Consider the following 15,841-nt stretch of genomic DNA (forward strand, 5'->3'; position numbering starts at 1 on the left):
GCCCCGAGGGGCGCCGGGAACTGCGCGACCAGCCACAGACGGCCCGCAGCGTTCGAACTGCCTATCCGGTGGAGCGTGCGGCCCTCGCGACGGAGATCTGGCGCGCGACCCGCGGGCCGAGCACGGAGACGACGAGCAGCACACCGGTGACGACGATCTGCGACTGCGCGGAGACGTTCAGCAGGCTCATCACGTTCTGCAGCGCGCCGAGCAGGAAGACGCCCGCGATGGCGCCGCCGAGCGTGCCCTTGCCGCCGTCGAAGTCGATGCCGCCGAGCAACACCGCGGCGACGACGGAGAGTTCGAGTCCGGTGGCGTTGTCGTAGCGGGCACTGGCGTAGTGCAGGGCCCAGAAGACGCCGGTGAGGGAGGCCATGAGGCCGGTGGCGGCGAACAGCAGCAATTTGGCCCGCTTGACCCGGATGCCGGCGAACCGGGCGGCCTCCTCGCTGGCGCCTACCGCGAACAGCGACCGGCCGAACGGGGTGGCGTGCAGGACGACCACGGCGATGGCGAGCAGCACCAGGAAGGGCAGCAGGGCCTGCGGGACGAAGGTGTCCCCGATCCGGCCGGCCGCGAAGTCCAGGTACTGCGTGGGGAAGTCGGTGACCGCGTCGGAGCCGAGCACGATCTGTGCGATGCCCCGGTAGGCGGCGAGGGTGCCGATGGTGACGGCGAGCGACGGCAGCCCGAGCCGGGTCACCAGCAGCCCGTTGATCATCCCGCACACCACGCCGAGCAGCAGACACAGCGGGATGATCGTCTCGATCGTCATGCCCTGGTTCCACAGTTTGCCCATGACGGCGCCCGACAGGCCGGCGGTGGAGGCGACCGACAGATCGATCTCGCCGGAGACGACCAGCAGGGTCATCGGCAGGGCGATCAGCGCGATCGGGAGGGTGTTGCCGATCAGGAAGGACAGGTTCAGGGCGTTGCCGAAGCCGTCCACGAGGCCGAACGAGAGCAGCAGCAGGACGACGAGCAGCGCACCTACGACCGTGTCCCAGCGGATCGCGCGCGTCAACGACTCAGGCATGGCGGCCGTTCTCCTTGTTCGGGACCGTCTTCTTCGCAGCCGACTTCTTCAGGGCGGAGGCCACCCGCAGCGCGACGACCCGGTCGACCGCGATGGCGAGGAGCAGCAGCACGCCGTTGATGGCGAGCACCCAGACCGAGCTGACGCCGAGGGCGGGCAGCACGCTGTTGACGGAGGTCAGCAGCAGGGCGCCGAGGGCCGCGCCGTAGACGCTCCCGGAACCGCCGGTGAAGACGACGCCGCCGACCACGACCGCGCTGACCACGGTGAGTTCATAGCCGTTGCCGGTGCTGGAGTCGACGTTGCCGAACCGGGCCAGGTACATCGCGCCGGCGAGGCCGGCCAGGGCGCCGCAGAAGGTGTACGCGGCCAGGATCCGCTTGCGCACCGGGATGCCGGCGAGCCGGGCGGCCTCCGGGTTGGAGCCGAGCGCGTACAGTTCGCGTCCGCTGCCGAAGTGCTTGAGGTAGTAGGCGGTGGCGACCAGCACGGCCAGGGCGATGAGGGCCGGCCACGGGACGGCGGACAGCCCGCCGGAGCCGAAGTCGACGAAGCCGCCCGGCAGATCGGCGGCGGTGATCTGCCGGGAGCCGACCCAGATGGAGTCGATGCCGCGGATGATGTACAGCGTGCCGAGGGTGACGACGAGGGCGGGCACCTGACCGAGGCTGACCAGCAGGCCGTTCAGCAGCCCGAAGCCGACGCCGAGCAGGACCGCGAGGACGACGGCGACGACCGCGTTCCCGCCGCCGTGCAGATAGGTGCCGGCCGCGAAGGCGCTGATACCGAGGGTGGAGCCGACCGACAGGTCGACGTTGCGGGTGATGACGACCAGCGACTGGCCGGTGGCGACCAGCACCAGGATGGTCGCGTTGAGCAGCAGGTCCTTGATGCCCTGCTCGGACAGGAACTCGCTGTTGCCCGCCTGGGTGACGGCGATCATCACCAGGAAGACGACCAGGATGGCGAGTTCGCGCATCCGGAAGACACGGTCGACCAGGCGGGTGCCGCTGGACCTCGGCACCTCGGCGACGGGGGTCTGGTTCGGGGTGGTCACCGTCATGCGGCGGCCCTCCCCGTGGCTGCGGCCATCACGGTTTCCTCGGTGGCGTCGGAGCGGGGGATCTCGGCGGTGATCCGGCCCTCGTGCATCACGAGCACGCGGTCGGCCATGCCGAGGATCTCGGGCAGGTCGGAGGAGATCATCAGGACCGCGACGCCGTCGGCGGCCAGCTCGCCGAGCAGCCGGTGCACCTCGGCCTTGGTGCCGACGTCGATGCCGCGGGTCGGCTCGTCGACGATCAGCACCTTCGGGCCGGTGGCCAGCCACTTGGCGAGCACGACCTTCTGCTGGTTGCCGCCGGAGAGCGTGGCGACGGCGTCGGCGATCCGGGCGTACTTCACCTGGAGCCTGACCGCCCAGTCGAGGGCGCGGCTGCGCTCGGCACCGCGGTCCACGAGCCCCGCGCGCACGGTGCTGCGCAGCCCGGTCAGCCCGATGTTCCGTTCGATGGACATGTCCATCACCAGGCCCTGGGCGCGTCGGTCCTCGGGGACCAGGGCGAGCCCGGCGGCCATGGCGGCGGAGGGGGCGCCGTTGGTCAGCTGCCGGCCAGCGACCTCGACCTCACCGGCGTCCCAGCGGTCCACGCCGAAGACCGCCCGGGCGACCTCCGTACGGCCGGCGCCCACGAGCCCGGCGAGGCCGACGATCTCACCGCGGCGCACCTCGAAGGAGACGTCGGTGAAGACGCCCTCGCGGGTCAGCCGCCGGACGCTGAGCGCGACCTCGCCGGGCCGCACGGTCTGCTTCGGGTACAGCTCGTCGAGGTCGCGGCCGACCATGCGGCGTACCAGGTCGTCCTCGGTCATGCCGGCGAGCGGTTCGCTGGCGATCCAGGCGCCGTCGCGCAGGGTGGTCACGCGCCGGCAGATCTGGAAGATCTCCTCCAGCCGGTGCGAGATGAACAGTACGGCGGCGCCCTGCTCGCGCAGGGTCTCGACGACGCCGAAGAGGCGGGCCACCTCGCTGCCGGTCAGCGCCGCCGTCGGCTCGTCCATGATCAGGACCCGGGCGTCGAAGGACAGCGCCTTGGCGATCTCGACGATCTGCTGGTCGGCGATGGACAGGCCGCGGGCCGGGCGGTCGGGGTCGAGTTCGACACCGAGCCGCTTCATCAGGGCGGCGGTGGCCGCATGGGTGGCCCGGTGGTCGATGCGGCCGAGGGCGCGCCGTGGCCGGCGGCCCATGAAGATGTTCTCGGCGATCGAAAGGTCGGGGAACAGGGTGGGTTCCTGGTAGATCACGGCGATGCCGGCGTCTCGGGCGTCACCGGGTCCGTGGAAGACGACGGGCTCGCCGTCGAGCAGCACCTGACCGGCGTCCGGTCGGTGCACCCCGGCGAGCGTCTTGATGAGCGTCGACTTGCCCGCGCCGTTCTCCCCGGCGAGGGCGTGCACCTCGCCGGGGAACAGCTCCAGGGAGACGTCCCGCAGGGCCCGTACGGCGCCGAAGGACTTGGAGAGGTCCTTCAGCGCCAGCACCGGCGCCGGTCCCGTGTCGGACGGGTGGGTCATGGGGGCTCCTCGACGACGCCTGCGGGATGGCCCCCACGGCGTCGTGAAAGGTTTCAACTGGATTGCCGGGACGTTAGACAGGGCAGCCATGTCACGTCAATGGGTCCGTCTCGAAAAACTTTCGATAGCCGAAGGTCACGGCGGGGTCACGGAAAACTGGATGCGCGGGAGAGCTTGACACCCCCTTCGGGGGACTCATAGCTTGCGAGTCTGAATCGTTTCACCGCTCAGCCGTTCCAACCGATTTCACGGGAGCCCTCAAGTGACCGACCTCGCCGCGGTGAAAGCCGCGCTCAAGACCCAGGCCGTCGAGACACCGTCATGGGCGTACGGCAACTCGGGGACCCGTTTCAAGGTGTTCGCCCAGCAGGGCGTTCCGCGCTCGCCGCGGGAGAAGCTGGACGACGCGGCACAGGTGCACGCCTTCACCGGAGTCGCGCCCACCGTCGCCCTGCACATCCCCTGGGACACCGTGGACGACTACGCCGCCCTGGCCGGGTACGCCGAGGAGCGCGGGCTGCGGCTCGGCGCGATCAACTCCAACACCTTCCAGGACGACGACTACCGGCTGGGCAGCATCTGCCATCCGGACGCCGCGGTGCGCCGCAAGGCGGTCGGCCATCTGCTGGAGTGCGTCGACATCATGGACGCCACGGGCTCGCAGGACCTGAAGCTGTGGTTCGCCGACGGCACCAACTACCCCGGCCAGGACGATCTGCGCGGCCGCCAGGACCGGCTCGCCGAAGGGCTGGCCGAGGTGTACGCACGGCTCGGCGAGGGGCAGCGGCTGCTGCTGGAGTACAAGTTCTTCGAGCCCGCCTTCTACGCCACGGACGTGCCCGACTGGGGCACCGCATACGCCCACTGCCTCAAGCTCGGGCCGAAGGCGCAGGTCGTGGTGGACACGGGTCACCACGCGCCGGGGACCAACATCGAGTTCATCGTGGCCACGCTGCTGCGCGAGGGCAAGCTCGGCGGATTCGACTTCAACTCGCGCTTCTACGCGGACGACGACCTGATGGTCGGTGCGGCCGACCCGTTCCAGCTGTTCCGGATCATGTACGAGGTGGTGCGCGGGGGCGGGTTCACCGCCGACGTGGCGTTCATGCTGGACCAGTGCCACAACATCGAGCCCAAGGTGCCGGCGATCATCCGGTCGGTGATGAACGTCCAGGAGGCCACCGCGAAGGCGCTGCTGGTGGACGCGGAGGCGCTGGCCGCCGCGCAGCGGGCCGAGGACGTGCTCGGCGCGAACGCCGTGCTGATGGACGCGTACAACACGGACGTACGGCCGCTGCTGGCCGAGGTGCGCGAGGAGCTGGGCCTCGACGCCGACCCGATGGGTGCGTATGCCCGGTCCGGGTGGGCCGAGAAGGTCGTGGCGGAGCGGGTCGGCGGGCAGCAGGCGGGATGGGGCGCGTAGGCACTCCGCTGGGTTGGCCGGATCTGCGGTCGGCTCCGCCGGGTGGGCCGGGTGGGGTCGTCGGTCGGCTGCGGGGGTGTTGTGGCTTCTCGCACCGTTCCCTGCGGGGGGCTCCGCCGGGTGGGACCGGTGGGGTCGGATCGGTCGGTGGTCGGCTGGCGGCACGTCGGGGCTGGTCGCGCAGTTCCTTGCGCCCCTTTGGGGGTGGATCGGTCGGCGGTCGGCTGGCAGTTCGTCGGGGCTTCTCGCGCCGTTCCCCGCGCCCCCATCCGGGGTGGATCGGTCGGCGGTCGGCTGCCGGCACGTCGGGGCTTCTCGCGCCGTTCCCCGCGCCCCCATCCGGGGTGGATCGGTCGGCGGTCGGCTGCCGGCACGTCGGGGCTTGTCGCGCCGTTCCCCGCGCCCCCATCCGGGGTGGATCGGTCGGCGGTCGGCTGGTGGCTCGTTGTCGCTTGTCGCGGCGTTTCTTGCGTCCCCTTGGGGTGGATCGGTCGGTGGCTTGTCGGGTCCTTGGTTCTTTGGGGCGTTGGGGCTTGGGTTTCTGGGTTTCTCTCTTTTTCACTTCAGTAAGGACTGAACGTTCATGACACACCCCGAAGTTGTCGGTCTGTTGGCCCGGTCGCATCGGCTGGGCGCGGATCCGCGCAACACCAACTACGCCGGCGGCAACGCGTCGGCCAAGGGCACCGCGACCGACCCCGTCACCGGCGGCGACGTCGAGTTGATGTGGGTCAAGGGGTCCGGCGGGGACCTCGGCACGCTCACCGAGGCCGGGCTCGCCGTGCTGCGCCTCGACCGGCTGCGCGCGCTCACCGGGGTCTACCCGGGCGTAGAGCGCGAGGACGAGATGGTCGCCGCGTTCGACTACTGCCTGCACGGCAAGGGCGGCGCGGCGCCGTCCATCGACACCGCGATGCACGGTCTGGTGGACGCCCCGCACGTGGACCATCTGCACCCCGACTCGGGCATCGCGCTGGCCTGCGCGGCGGACGGCGAGAAGCTGACCGCCGAGTGCTTCGGCGACACCGTGGTGTGGGTGCCGTGGCGGCGGCCCGGGTTCCAGCTCGGGCTGGACATCGCGGCCGTCAAGGAGGCCAACCCACAGGCGATCGGCTGTGTCCTCGGCGGGCACGGCATCACAGCCTGGGGCGACACCGCCGAGGAGTGCGAACGCAACTCGCTGCACATCATCCGTACCGCGGAGACCTTCCTCGCGCAGCGGGGCAGGGCGGAGCCGTTCGGGCCGGTGATCGAGGGCTACACGGCCCTGCCCGAGGCCGAGCGGCGGGAGCGGGCCGCCGCGCTCGCGCCGTATGTGCGGGCCGTCGCCTCCCAGGACCGGCCGCAGGTCGGGCACTTCACCGACTCCGACGTCGTGCTCGACTTCCTCGCCCGGGCCGAGCACCCGCGGCTCGCGGCGCTCGGCACCTCGTGCCCCGACCACTTCCTGCGCACCAAGGTGCGTCCGCTGGTCCTGGACGTGGCGCCGTCCGCTCCGCTGGAGGAGGCGGTCGCCCGGCTGGCCGAGCTGCACACCGAGTACCGCGAGCAGTACGCCGCCTACTACGAGCGGCACGCCCTGCCGGACTCCCCCGCGATGCGCGGCGCCGACCCGGCGATCGTGCTCGTGCCCGGCGTCGGCATGTTCAGCTTCGGCAAGGACAAGCAGACGGCCCGGGTGGCGGGCGAGTTCTACGTCAACGCGATCAACGTGATGCGCGGGGCGGAGGCGGTCTCGGCGTACGCGCCGATCGACGAGGCGGAGAAGTTCCGCATCGAGTACTGGGCGCTCGAAGAGGCCAAGCTCCAGCGGATGCCGAAGCCCAGGCCGCTGGCGACCCGGGTGGCGCTGGTGACGGGCGCGGGCAGCGGGATCGGCAGGGCGATCGCGCACCGGCTGGCGGCCGAGGGCGCGTGCGTCGTCGTCGCCGACGTCAACGCGGACGGCGCCGCCGAGGTCGCCGAGGAGCTGGGCGGACCCGACAAGGCCGTCGCCGTGACCGTGGACGTCACCGACGAGAAGCAGATCACGGCCGCCTTCAAGGCGGCCCTGCTGGCCTTCGGCGGCGTCGACCTCGTCGTCAACAACGCCGGAATCTCCGTCTCCAAGCCGCTGCTGGAGACCTCCACGAAGGACTGGGACCTCCAGCACGACATCATGGCCCGTGGATCCTTCCTCGTCTCGCGCGAGGCGGCGCGGGTGATGGTCCCGCAGCGGCTCGGCGGCGACATCGTCTACATCGCCTCGAAGAACGCCGTGTTCGCCGGGCCCAACAACATCGCCTACTCCGCGACCAAGGCCGACCAGGCCCACCAGGTCCGTCTGCTGGCGGCCGAGCTGGGCGAGCACGGCATCCGGGTCAACGGGGTCAACCCGGACGGGGTGGTCCGCGGCTCCGGGATCTTCGCGGGCGGCTGGGGCGCCAAGCGGGCCGCCGTGTACGGCGTCGAGGAGGAGAAGCTGGGCGAGTTCTACGCCCAGCGGACCATCCTCAAGCGGGAGGTGCTGCCCGAGCATGTGGCGAACGCCGTGTTCGCGCTCACCGGCGGGCAGCTCACCCACACCACCGGGCTGCACATCCCGGTCGACGCGGGCGTGGCGGCCGCGTTCCTGCGATGAGCGCTGCCGTCCGGGCATACGCCGCGGTCGATCTCGGCGCCTCCAGCGGGCGCGTGATGGTCGGCCGCGTCGGCCGCGACACACTGGAGCTGCGCGAGGCGCACCGCTTCGGCAACCGGCCCGTCCGGCTGCCGGAGGGGCTGCGCTGGGACGTCCTGGCCCTGTACGCGGGAGTGCTGGAGGGGCTGCGGGCGGCCGGCCAGGTGGATTCGGTCGGCATCGACAGCTGGGCCGTCGACTACGGCCTGCTGGACGCCGACGGCGCCCTCCTCGGCAACCCGGTGCACTACCGCGACCCGCGCACCGAGGGGGTTCCGGAGAAGGTGTGGGCGACGGTCCCGGCGGCCGAGCTGTACGCGGCCACCGGGCTGCAGTACGCGCCCTTCAACACGCTGTACCAGCTGGCCGCCGCCCGCTCGACCGACCAGTTCGCCCACGCGGCGCGCCTGTTGCTGATCCCCGATCTGCTGGCGTACTGGCTGACCGGGCAGCAGGGCACCGAGCTGACCAACGCCTCCACCACCCAGCTGGTCGACCCCCGCACCGGCACCTGGGCGCACGCTGTCGCGGACCGGCTGGGCATCGACCTCGGGCTGTTCGCGCCGCTGCGCCGGCCCGGCGATCCGGCGGGTCTGCTGCGCGCCGAGGTGCTGGAGGAGACCGGGCTGACCGGTCCGGTGCCGCTGACCACGGTCGCCTCGCACGACACCGCGTCCGCGGTGGCCGCCGTACCGGCCGTGGGCGAACGCTTCGCCTACATCTGCACCGGCACCTGGTCCCTGGCGGGCCTGGAACTGACCGCGCCGGTGCTGACGGAGCAGAGCCGGGCCGCCAACTTCACCAATGAGCTGGGGCTGGACGGCACGGTCCGCCATCTGCGCAACATCATGGGCCTGTGGCTGCTCCAGGAGTCCGTACGGGCCTGGGGCGATCCGGACCTCGGCGGGCTGCTGCGGGACGCGGCCGAGGTGCCGGCGCTGCGGTCGGTGGTGGACGCGGGCGACGCGGATTTCCTCGCGCCCGGGCGGATGCCGGACCGGATCGCCGCGGCCTGCCTGGCGTCCGGGCAGCCGGTGCCGCGGACCCCTGCCGAAATCACCCGGTGCATCCTGGACTCCCTGGCGCTCGCCCATCGCCGGGCCGTCGCGGACGCCGAGCGGCTGGCCGACCACCCGGTCGATGTGGTGCACATCGTCGGCGGCGGCACCCGCAACGCGCTGCTGTGCCAGCTCACCGCGGACGCCTGCGGGCTGCCGGTGGTGGCGGGGCCGACCGAGGCGGCGGCCCTCGGCAACGTTCTGGTCCAGGCCCGCGCCCACGGGCTCGTCGGGGACCGCGCCGATATGCGCGGGCTGCTGGCCCGTACCCAGCCGCTGACCCGCTACGAGCCGCGGGGCGATGCCGCGCGCTGGCGGGAGGCGGAGGCACGGCTCACCGCGCGGTGAACCGGGTCTCCCCCGGCGGCACGCCGCCCATTACCCTGCACTCATCGGATGATCGATCACAAGGAGCCGCGATGCGTGTCGCACTGTTCCTGACCTGTGTCAACGACACGCTCTATCCGGACACCGGCCGCGCGGTGGTGAAGCTGCTGACCGGACTGGGCGTCGACGTGGACTTCCCGATGGCCCAGACCTGCTGCGGACAGGCCCACTACAACACCGGCTACCGGCATGAGGCGGAACCGCTGGCCCGGCATTTCTCCGATGTCTTCGGGGAGTACGAGGCGATCGTGACGCCGTCCGGATCCTGTGGGGCGATGGTGCGGGAGCTGTATCCGCGGATGGGCGAACGGGCCCGGGCGGAGGGCCGCGGGGACACACTCGCCGCCACGCTCGCGCCCGTCGTGCCCAAGACGTACGAGCTGACGGAGTTCCTGGTGGATGTGCTGGGGGTGACGGACGTCGGGGCGTACTACCCGCACCGGGTGACCTACCACCCGACCTGTCACGGGCTGCGCGGCCTCGGGCTCGGCGACCGTCCCCGCCGGCTGCTCGACGCGGTGCGGGGTCTTGAACTGGTCGAGCTGCCGGGCGCCGAGGAGTGCTGCGGCTTCGGCGGCACGTTCGCGCTGAAGAACGCCGATGTCTCGGCGGCGATGGGCGAGGACAAGGTGCGCAACGCCGAGGCGACGGGCGCGCAGGTGCTGTGCGCGGCCGACAACTCCTGTCTGATGCACATCGGCGGGACGATGACCCGCCTGAAGTCCGGCCTGCGGCCGGTCCACATCGCTGAGATCCTGGCGAGCACCGAGGAGGAACCGGCGCCATGAGCGGGACGTTCGTCGGCATGCCGGCGTTTCCCAGGGCCGCGCACGAGGCGGTCGGCAACGCGACGCTGCGGGGCAATCTGCGGCACGCCACGCACACCATCAGGGCCAAGCGGGAGAAGGCCGTCGCGGAGGTGTCCGACTGGGCGCAGCTGCGCGAGGCGGGCAGGCAGATCAAGGACCACACGCTCCGTCATCTCGACCGGTATCTGGTCCGGTTGGAGGAGTCGGTGACCGCCGCGGGCGGCGTCGTCCACTGGGCGGCGGACGCCGACGAGGCCAATCGGATCGTCGCCCGGCTGGTCAAGGAGACCGGCGAGTCGGAGGTCGTGAAGGTCAAGTCGATGGCCACGCAGGAGATCGGGCTGAACGAGGCACTCCTGGCGGAGGGCATCCACGCCTACGAGACCGATCTCGCCGAGCTGATCGTGCAGTTGGGCAAGGACCGGCCCTCACACATCCTGGTTCCGGCCATCCACCGCAACCGCGGCGAGATCCGCGACATCTTCCGTGCGGAGATGGGCGAGTGGGGCCGCCCGGCGCCCGACGGTCTGACCGATTCGCCCGCCGAGCTGGCCGAGGCCGCCCGGCTGCATCTGCGGGAGAAGTTCCTGCGCGCCAAGGTGGGCATCTCGGGTGCCAACTTCATGGTCGCGGAGACCGGCACACTGGTGGTCGTGGAGTCCGAGGGCAACGGCCGGATGTGCCTGACCCTGCCGCAGACGCTGATCTCGGTGGTGGGCATCGAGAAGATCGTGCCGACGTGGCGGGACCTGGAGGTGTTCCTGCAGACGCTGCCCCGCTCCTCGACGGCCGAGCGGATGAACCCGTACACATCGATGTGGACGGGCACCGCCGACGAGGACGGTCCGCGCGTCTTCCATCTGGTGCTGCTCGACAACGGACGCACCGACACCCTGGCCGACGAGGTGGGCCGGCAGGCGCTGCGCTGCATCCGCTGCTCGGCCTGTCTGAACGTCTGCCCGGTGTACGAGCGGGCGGGCGGGCACGCCTACGGCTCGGTGTACCCGGGTCCGATCGGCGCCATCCTCAGTCCCCAACTGCGGGGCACGGCCAGCGAGATCGACGCTTCGCTGCCGTACGCGTCCTCGCTGTGCGGGGCCTGCTACGAGGTGTGCCCGGTGGCCATCGACATCCCCGAGGTGCTGGTGCATCTGCGGGAGCGGGTCGTCGCGGGCGGCCCGGCGACCCGTGGCGGCGACAAGGTGGTGCTGCGGCCGGCCAAGGGGCACGCGGCGGAACGGGCCGCGATGCGGGCGGCCCGCTGGGCGTTCACACATCCCGCAGCGCTGCGCACCGGTCAGCGGCTGGCCTCCCGCACCCGCCGGCTGCACCCCCGCACCCTGCCCGGTCCCGGCCGGGCGTGGAGCGCCACCCGGGATCTGCCGGCGGTGCCGGCGGAGCCGTTCCGCGACTGGTGGCAGCGCACCCAGGGCGCAATCGGCACACCAAGCACAGCAGGCACAGTAGGCAAACGCGGCAAGCCCGGCACCGACGGTGGGAAGGGGGCCGCACGGTGAGCGGCAGGGAACTGATCCTGGGCCGGGTGCGGCGCGCGCTCGCCGACGTACCGGGCGACGACCCGCCCTACGAACGGGCCGTCGCCCGGGACTATCTACGGGCGCACGGCGAGCGCAGCGCCGCGCAGACGGTGGATCTGCTCGCGGAGAACCTCGCCGACTACCGGGCGCGCGTGCACCGCTGCACGGCCGGTGAACTGCCCTCGCTGATCGCCGACTTGCTGGCGGCCCGTGGGGCGACGTCCGTGCTGGTGCCGCCCGGTCTCGACACGGGCTGGCTCGCGGCCACGGACATCGCCCGGGTCGCCGACCGGGCGGAGAGCACCGTGCGCGAACTCGACCGGGTGGACAGCGTCGTCACGGCGTGCGCGGTCGCGATCGCCGAGACCGGCACCATCGTGCTGGACGGCGCGCCGGATCAGGGCCGGCGTCGGATCACCCTGGTCCCGGACCACCACATCTGTGTGGTCCGGGTCCCCGACCAGGTCGTCTCCGCCGTCCCGCAGGCGCTCGAACGGCTCGATCCGGTACGGCCCTTGACCTGGATCTCCGGCCCGTCGGCGACCAGCGACATCGAGCTGGACCGGGTGGAGGGCGTGCACGGGCCCCGGACGCTGGAGGTCGTCCTGGTCGACTGAGGACCACCCCCGACCGGACCCGCCCGCTGTGCCGCGCGGACCGGGTCGGAGGACGGCGCGGCCCCCGTGGGGCCGGCGCCGCCCGCCTTGGCCGTCGGTACGGCCCCCACAGCCGTGGTCAGCACCGTCCTTCGCCGCACTCCCGTCGGTCACACCGTCATCCCTTCGGCCGGTCGGAGTTGTTTTGTACCTTTTTCAAAAGCGGAGCCGGGCATGCCGCATCCGGCGCGGCTAGCGTGGGGTGATGATCCGGTTCGAGCAGGTCACCAAGCGGTATCCGGACGGTACGACGGCCGTGGACGGTCTCTCCTTCGAGGTGTCCGAGGGCGAACTCGTCACGCTGGTGGGCCCGTCCGGCTGCGGCAAGACCACGACCATGATGATGGTCAACCGGCTCATCGATCCGACCTCCGGACGCATCCTGGTGAGCGGCGAGGACGTCGCCACCGTCGACCCGGTGCGGCTGCGCCGCCGGATCGGGTACGTCATCCAGCAGGTGGGCCTGTTCCCGCACCGCACGATCCTCGACAACACCGCGACCGTCCCCGCGCTGGTCGGCTGGAAGAAGGCGAAGGCGCGGGCACGGGCCGCCGAACTGCTCGACCTGGTGGGGCTGGACCCGGCCGTCTACGGGCCGCGCTATCCGGACCAGTTGTCGGGCGGGCAGCGGCAGCGGGTCGGCGTGGCGCGGGCGCTCGCGGCCGACCCGCCGGTGCTGCTGATGGACGAGCCGTTCGGCGCGGTCGACCCGGTGGTGCGCGAGCAGTTGCAGGAGGAGTTCCTGCGCATGCAGGCCGCGGTGCGCAAAACGGTGCTGCTGGTCACGCACGACCTCGAGGAGGCGGTACGCCTCGGCGACCGGATCGCGGTGTACGGGCCGGGCCGGATCGAGCAGTACGACACGCCCGGTGCGGTGCTGGGCAGGCCCGCGACCGACTACGTGGCCTCCTTCGTGGGCGCCGACCGGGGGCTGAAGCGGCTGTCGGTCACCTCGATCGAGCCGGACGACCTGGAGCAGCCGCCCGTGGCCCGCCTCGACGAGCCCGCCGAACGTGCCCGGGAGCGGCTGCGGGCCGAGGGGGCGCGCTGGGCCGTCGTCCTGGACGCGCACGGCGACCTGCACGGCTGGGTGGGCATCGACGGGCTCGCGGCGGGCGGCCCCGTCGGCCGGCTCGCGCACCGGATGACCGCCTGGGTGCCGGTGGGGGCGCCGCTGAAGCAGGCGTTCGGGGTGATGCTGCAGTACGACGCCGGGTGGGTCGCGGTGCTCGACGGCGCGCGTTTCCTCGGGGTGCTGACCCCGGCGAAGCTGCACGAGGCGCTGCGCCGCTCGGTGGACGCGGACGCGCGCGGCGTACCGCGCCGCCAGGTGCCGTTCGACTCGGTAGCAGACGCGTGAGCGGACGCGGCGCGGCCTCGGCGCCACACTCCGAACACGGTTGACACCCACACGGCACGACCGCCGATCACCCGGAGCACGCGGCCGATGCGCGAGCGGCGCACGCCCAACGGACACGCACGACGCGGCCGGCCGAGGCACGCGGCGGGGCACGCGGCCGAAGAGCGCGGCCAGCACGCGTGCGCGGCGCGCGACGCCGACGGGCTTCGGTGGGGCGCGTCACCGAGGGGCGTCGGTGGGGCGCGGCCAACAGGCATGCGCGGCACGCGCAGCCGAGCGGCCTGGGCGAGGCACCCGGTCGACGGGCCTGGGCGAGGCACGCGGCCGAGCGGCATCGGCGAGACACGCGCGGCCAAGCGTGCGCGGGGTGTGCGGCCGAGGCGCGCAGGCGGGGCACGCAGCCGAGAGCAGCCAACACACGCGCGGCGCACAGCGCCGAAGGGCCATGGGCGGAGCACCCGGCGAAGGGACGTGCACGGTGCGCGCGCCCCAGCGGCATGGCCGAGGCACCCGGTCGACGGGCCCGGGCGGGGCACGCGGACGAGCGGCATCGGCGAGACACGCGCGGCCAAGCGTGCGCGGGGTGTGCGGACGAGCGGGGTGGGACGGGTGGGTGGCGAAAGGGCGTGTGGGGGGCGGGCGGTCCAGAGGGGGGCGGTGGGCTACTTCAGTAGGTTCTTGTTGCGTAGGTAGGTTCGGGCCACGTCTGCGGGGAGTCGGCGCCAGCTGTCCACCTGTTCGTTCATGGCGGCCAGGTCCGCCGTGGTGAGGACGTCGTTGAGCCGGTCGAGCACCGTGGTGACGCCCGCGCCGCCGGCCCGGGCGCGGTTGACCACGGGGACGACGTAGTCGGCGTTCTGCAGGTGCTTGTCGTCGGCGAGCAGCACCAGCCCGAACTGGTCCAGGGTGGCGTCCGTGGTGGTGGTGAGCACCATCTGGTCCTGGCCGCTCTGCACGGCCCGCTTGGCCTGGGTGGTGCCGACGCCCTTGGGGTCGACGCCGATGACGTCGATGCCGTAGGTCTTCCTCAACCCCGGTGCGCAGTACGGCCGTCGTACGCACTCGTCGCCCGCGGCGAGCCGCACCCCCAGCCCCGACGCGCCGAGGTCGCTGAGCGTCCTGAGCCGGTGCTCGCGGGCGTACGACCGGGCCACCGCGAAGGCGTTCTGGTCGACCGCCCGCCCGGGGTCAAGGACGGTGAGGCCGCGGGGCGTGGCGAGCCCGCGCAGGGCGGTCATGGTGGCGGCCAGGTCGGGCGAGCCGGCCGGCTTCGCGTGCGGGCCGTCGGCCTTGGCGCCCAGCCAGTCGGCGAAGGTGGCCGCGTACTCGGGCACGACGTCGATCTGGCCCGATTCCAGGGCGGGTTCGTACAGTTCGCGGTTGGCGACCGTGAGGATGGACGTCCGGTAGCCGGCCCGGTTCAGCAGCAGCGCGTACAGCTGCGCGAGCAGATCGCTCTCGGTGAAGCCGGCCGATCCGATGGTCAGCCGCCGGCTGTCACCGGGCGAGGCGGTGATCGCGCCGCGGTTCTCCAGCGAGGGGCCGGTGACACACCCGGTGAGCAGGAGCGGTCCCGCCGTCACGAGAGCCACCCCGGCCCGGAGCGCCCTGCCCCGCCGCGCACCGCGCGGACGCCGACCGGCGCGGTCACGCCGACGGCCCCACGGCCACCCCGGGCCGCGCACACGCAGCCGCCCGTACGACCGCCGGCCGACGGTCACCGCGGGCGGGGCTCCGGACCGGCCGCCCGCGGTGACACGGACGTCGGCCGGAATCGGTCGGGCGACGCGGATGAGGAGAAACGCCACGGGCGAGCGGTGAGGCACGGCGGCGCGGTCCGGCCGACCCCGGCCGCCGGACAGGGCCTCGCACCTGTGCGGCCGTAGCCGGTCACCATGCGTGAAGGGCCGGCTGATCCGCGACGACCGTGGTGGAGCCGGGGCGGATCTCGGTGAAGCCGGCATCCCGCACCAGGGGCAGTGCGCTGGTGGTGAGTCGGGGCCATTCGGCGGGGCCGGCGGTGCCCCCTGATCCGGCCCGTCCTGCCCCCGCGCCACCCACCACGGCCCGACGACGCCCCGGCCGCCGCGCTGCGTACGCCACCGGCCGGAAACCCCCCGACCCCACACCACAGCCGACCCGCCGGTCCCGCCCCACCCCAGAGCCGACCCGTCGATCAGACCCCACACCACAACCGACCCGCCGGTCACAACCCACACCACACCCAACCCGCCGCTCACACCCCACACCACACCCAACCCGCCGCTCACACCCCACACCACACCCAACCCGCCGCTCACACCCCACACCACACCCAACCCGCCGCTCACACCCCACC

General features: G+C 72.5%; 11 protein-coding genes and 1 pseudogene. 7 read left to right on the forward strand and 5 right to left on the reverse strand.

Going from position 1 to position 15,841, the window contains the following annotated elements:
* Nucleotides 1-61 precede the first annotated feature (61 nt).
* From ABT245_RS19060 to ABT245_RS19070, 3 genes are read right to left on the reverse strand one after another with little or no spacing between them, the layout of a single operon-like run.
* Nucleotides 62-1,036: an ABC transporter permease gene (locus tag ABT245_RS19060; RefSeq protein ID WP_351734986.1), complete on the reverse strand. Its 975-nt coding sequence runs from the start codon at nt 1,034-1,036 to the stop codon at nt 62-64.
* Nucleotides 1,029-2,099, reverse strand: coding sequence for an ABC transporter permease (locus ABT245_RS19065; RefSeq protein ID WP_351734988.1), 1,071 nt, complete (start codon nt 2,097-2,099; stop codon nt 1,029-1,031). Before ABT245_RS19065 ends, ABT245_RS19060 begins: the two co-directional genes overlap by 8 nt.
* Entirely contained in the window at nt 2,096-3,613 is a 1,518-nt protein-coding gene (locus ABT245_RS19070) for a sugar ABC transporter ATP-binding protein (protein WP_351734990.1), read from the reverse strand. The genes ABT245_RS19065 and ABT245_RS19070 overlap by 4 nt, the downstream gene beginning before the upstream one ends.
* 262 nt (nt 3,614-3,875) lie before the next feature.
* On the opposite strand from ABT245_RS19070, the gene rhaI reads away from it, so the two are divergent.
* The 7 genes from rhaI (at nt 3,876) to ABT245_RS19105 (ending at nt 13,503) form a co-directional block, all read left to right on the forward strand.
* Nucleotides 3,876-5,036, forward strand: a complete 1,161-nt coding sequence (gene rhaI / locus ABT245_RS19075) for an L-rhamnose isomerase (RefSeq protein WP_351734992.1) — start codon at nt 3,876-3,878, stop codon at nt 5,034-5,036.
* Between the two features lie 583 nt (nt 5,037-5,619).
* The gene (locus ABT245_RS19080; RefSeq protein WP_351734994.1) at nt 5,620-7,656 is read left to right on the forward strand and encodes a bifunctional aldolase/short-chain dehydrogenase; all 2,037 of its coding nucleotides are present in this window, start codon (nt 5,620-5,622) and stop codon (nt 7,654-7,656) included.
* Nucleotides 7,653-9,101, forward strand: a complete 1,449-nt coding sequence (locus ABT245_RS19085; protein WP_351734996.1) for a rhamnulokinase — start codon at nt 7,653-7,655, stop codon at nt 9,099-9,101. The genes ABT245_RS19080 and ABT245_RS19085 overlap by 4 nt, the downstream gene beginning before the upstream one ends.
* A 71-nt stretch (nt 9,102-9,172) precedes the next feature.
* On the forward strand, nt 9,173-9,928 hold the full coding sequence (locus ABT245_RS19090; protein ID WP_351734998.1) for a (Fe-S)-binding protein: 756 nt from the start codon (nt 9,173-9,175) through the stop codon (nt 9,926-9,928).
* Nucleotides 9,925-11,466: a LutB/LldF family L-lactate oxidation iron-sulfur protein gene (locus tag ABT245_RS19095; protein WP_351735000.1), complete on the forward strand. Its 1,542-nt coding sequence runs from the start codon at nt 9,925-9,927 to the stop codon at nt 11,464-11,466. Before ABT245_RS19090 ends, ABT245_RS19095 begins: the two co-directional genes overlap by 4 nt.
* Nucleotides 11,463-12,104 carry a LutC/YkgG family protein gene (locus ABT245_RS19100; protein WP_351735002.1) on the forward strand — a complete coding sequence of 214 codons (642 nt, stop codon included), beginning with the start codon at nt 11,463-11,465 and terminating at the stop codon, nt 12,102-12,104. Before ABT245_RS19095 ends, ABT245_RS19100 begins: the two co-directional genes overlap by 4 nt.
* A gap of 244 nt (nt 12,105-12,348) precedes the next feature.
* Nucleotides 12,349-13,503 carry an ABC transporter ATP-binding protein gene (locus ABT245_RS19105; RefSeq protein WP_351735004.1) on the forward strand — a complete coding sequence of 385 codons (1,155 nt, stop codon included), beginning with the start codon at nt 12,349-12,351 and terminating at the stop codon, nt 13,501-13,503.
* Between the two features lie 662 nt (nt 13,504-14,165).
* On the opposite strand, the gene ABT245_RS19110 is transcribed toward ABT245_RS19105, so the two are convergent.
* Nucleotides 14,166-15,086, reverse strand: coding sequence for an ABC transporter substrate-binding protein (locus ABT245_RS19110; protein WP_351735006.1), 921 nt, complete (start codon nt 15,084-15,086; stop codon nt 14,166-14,168).
* Nucleotides 15,087-15,393: 307 nt separating this feature from the next.
* A pseudogene (locus tag ABT245_RS19115) lies at nt 15,394-15,525 on the reverse strand (peptidyl-tRNA hydrolase); the annotation flags it as partial.
* Between the last annotated feature and the right edge of the window lie 316 nt (nt 15,526-15,841).

This window comes from Streptomyces sp. NPDC001508 (genome assembly GCF_040298665.1).
Classification (GTDB): domain Bacteria; phylum Actinomycetota; class Actinomycetes; order Streptomycetales; family Streptomycetaceae; genus Streptomyces.

Coding starts and splice junctions, on each gene's coding strand:
- ABT245_RS19060 (WP_351734986.1), bottom strand. CDS start 1,036: ATGCCTGAGTCGTTGACGCGCGCGATCCGCTGGGACACGGTCGTAGGT.
- ABT245_RS19065 (WP_351734988.1), bottom strand. CDS start 2,099: ATGACGGTGACCACCCCGAACCAGACCCCCGTCGCCGAGGTGCCGAGG.
- ABT245_RS19070 (WP_351734990.1), bottom strand. CDS start 3,613: ATGACCCACCCGTCCGACACGGGACCGGCGCCGGTGCTGGCGCTGAAG.
- ABT245_RS19080 (WP_351734994.1), top strand. CDS start 5,620: ATGACACACCCCGAAGTTGTCGGTCTGTTGGCCCGGTCGCATCGGCTG.
- ABT245_RS19085 (WP_351734996.1), top strand. CDS start 7,653: ATGAGCGCTGCCGTCCGGGCATACGCCGCGGTCGATCTCGGCGCCTCC.
- ABT245_RS19090 (WP_351734998.1), top strand. CDS start 9,173: ATGCGTGTCGCACTGTTCCTGACCTGTGTCAACGACACGCTCTATCCG.
- ABT245_RS19095 (WP_351735000.1), top strand. CDS start 9,925: ATGAGCGGGACGTTCGTCGGCATGCCGGCGTTTCCCAGGGCCGCGCAC.
- ABT245_RS19105 (WP_351735004.1), top strand. CDS start 12,349: ATGATCCGGTTCGAGCAGGTCACCAAGCGGTATCCGGACGGTACGACG.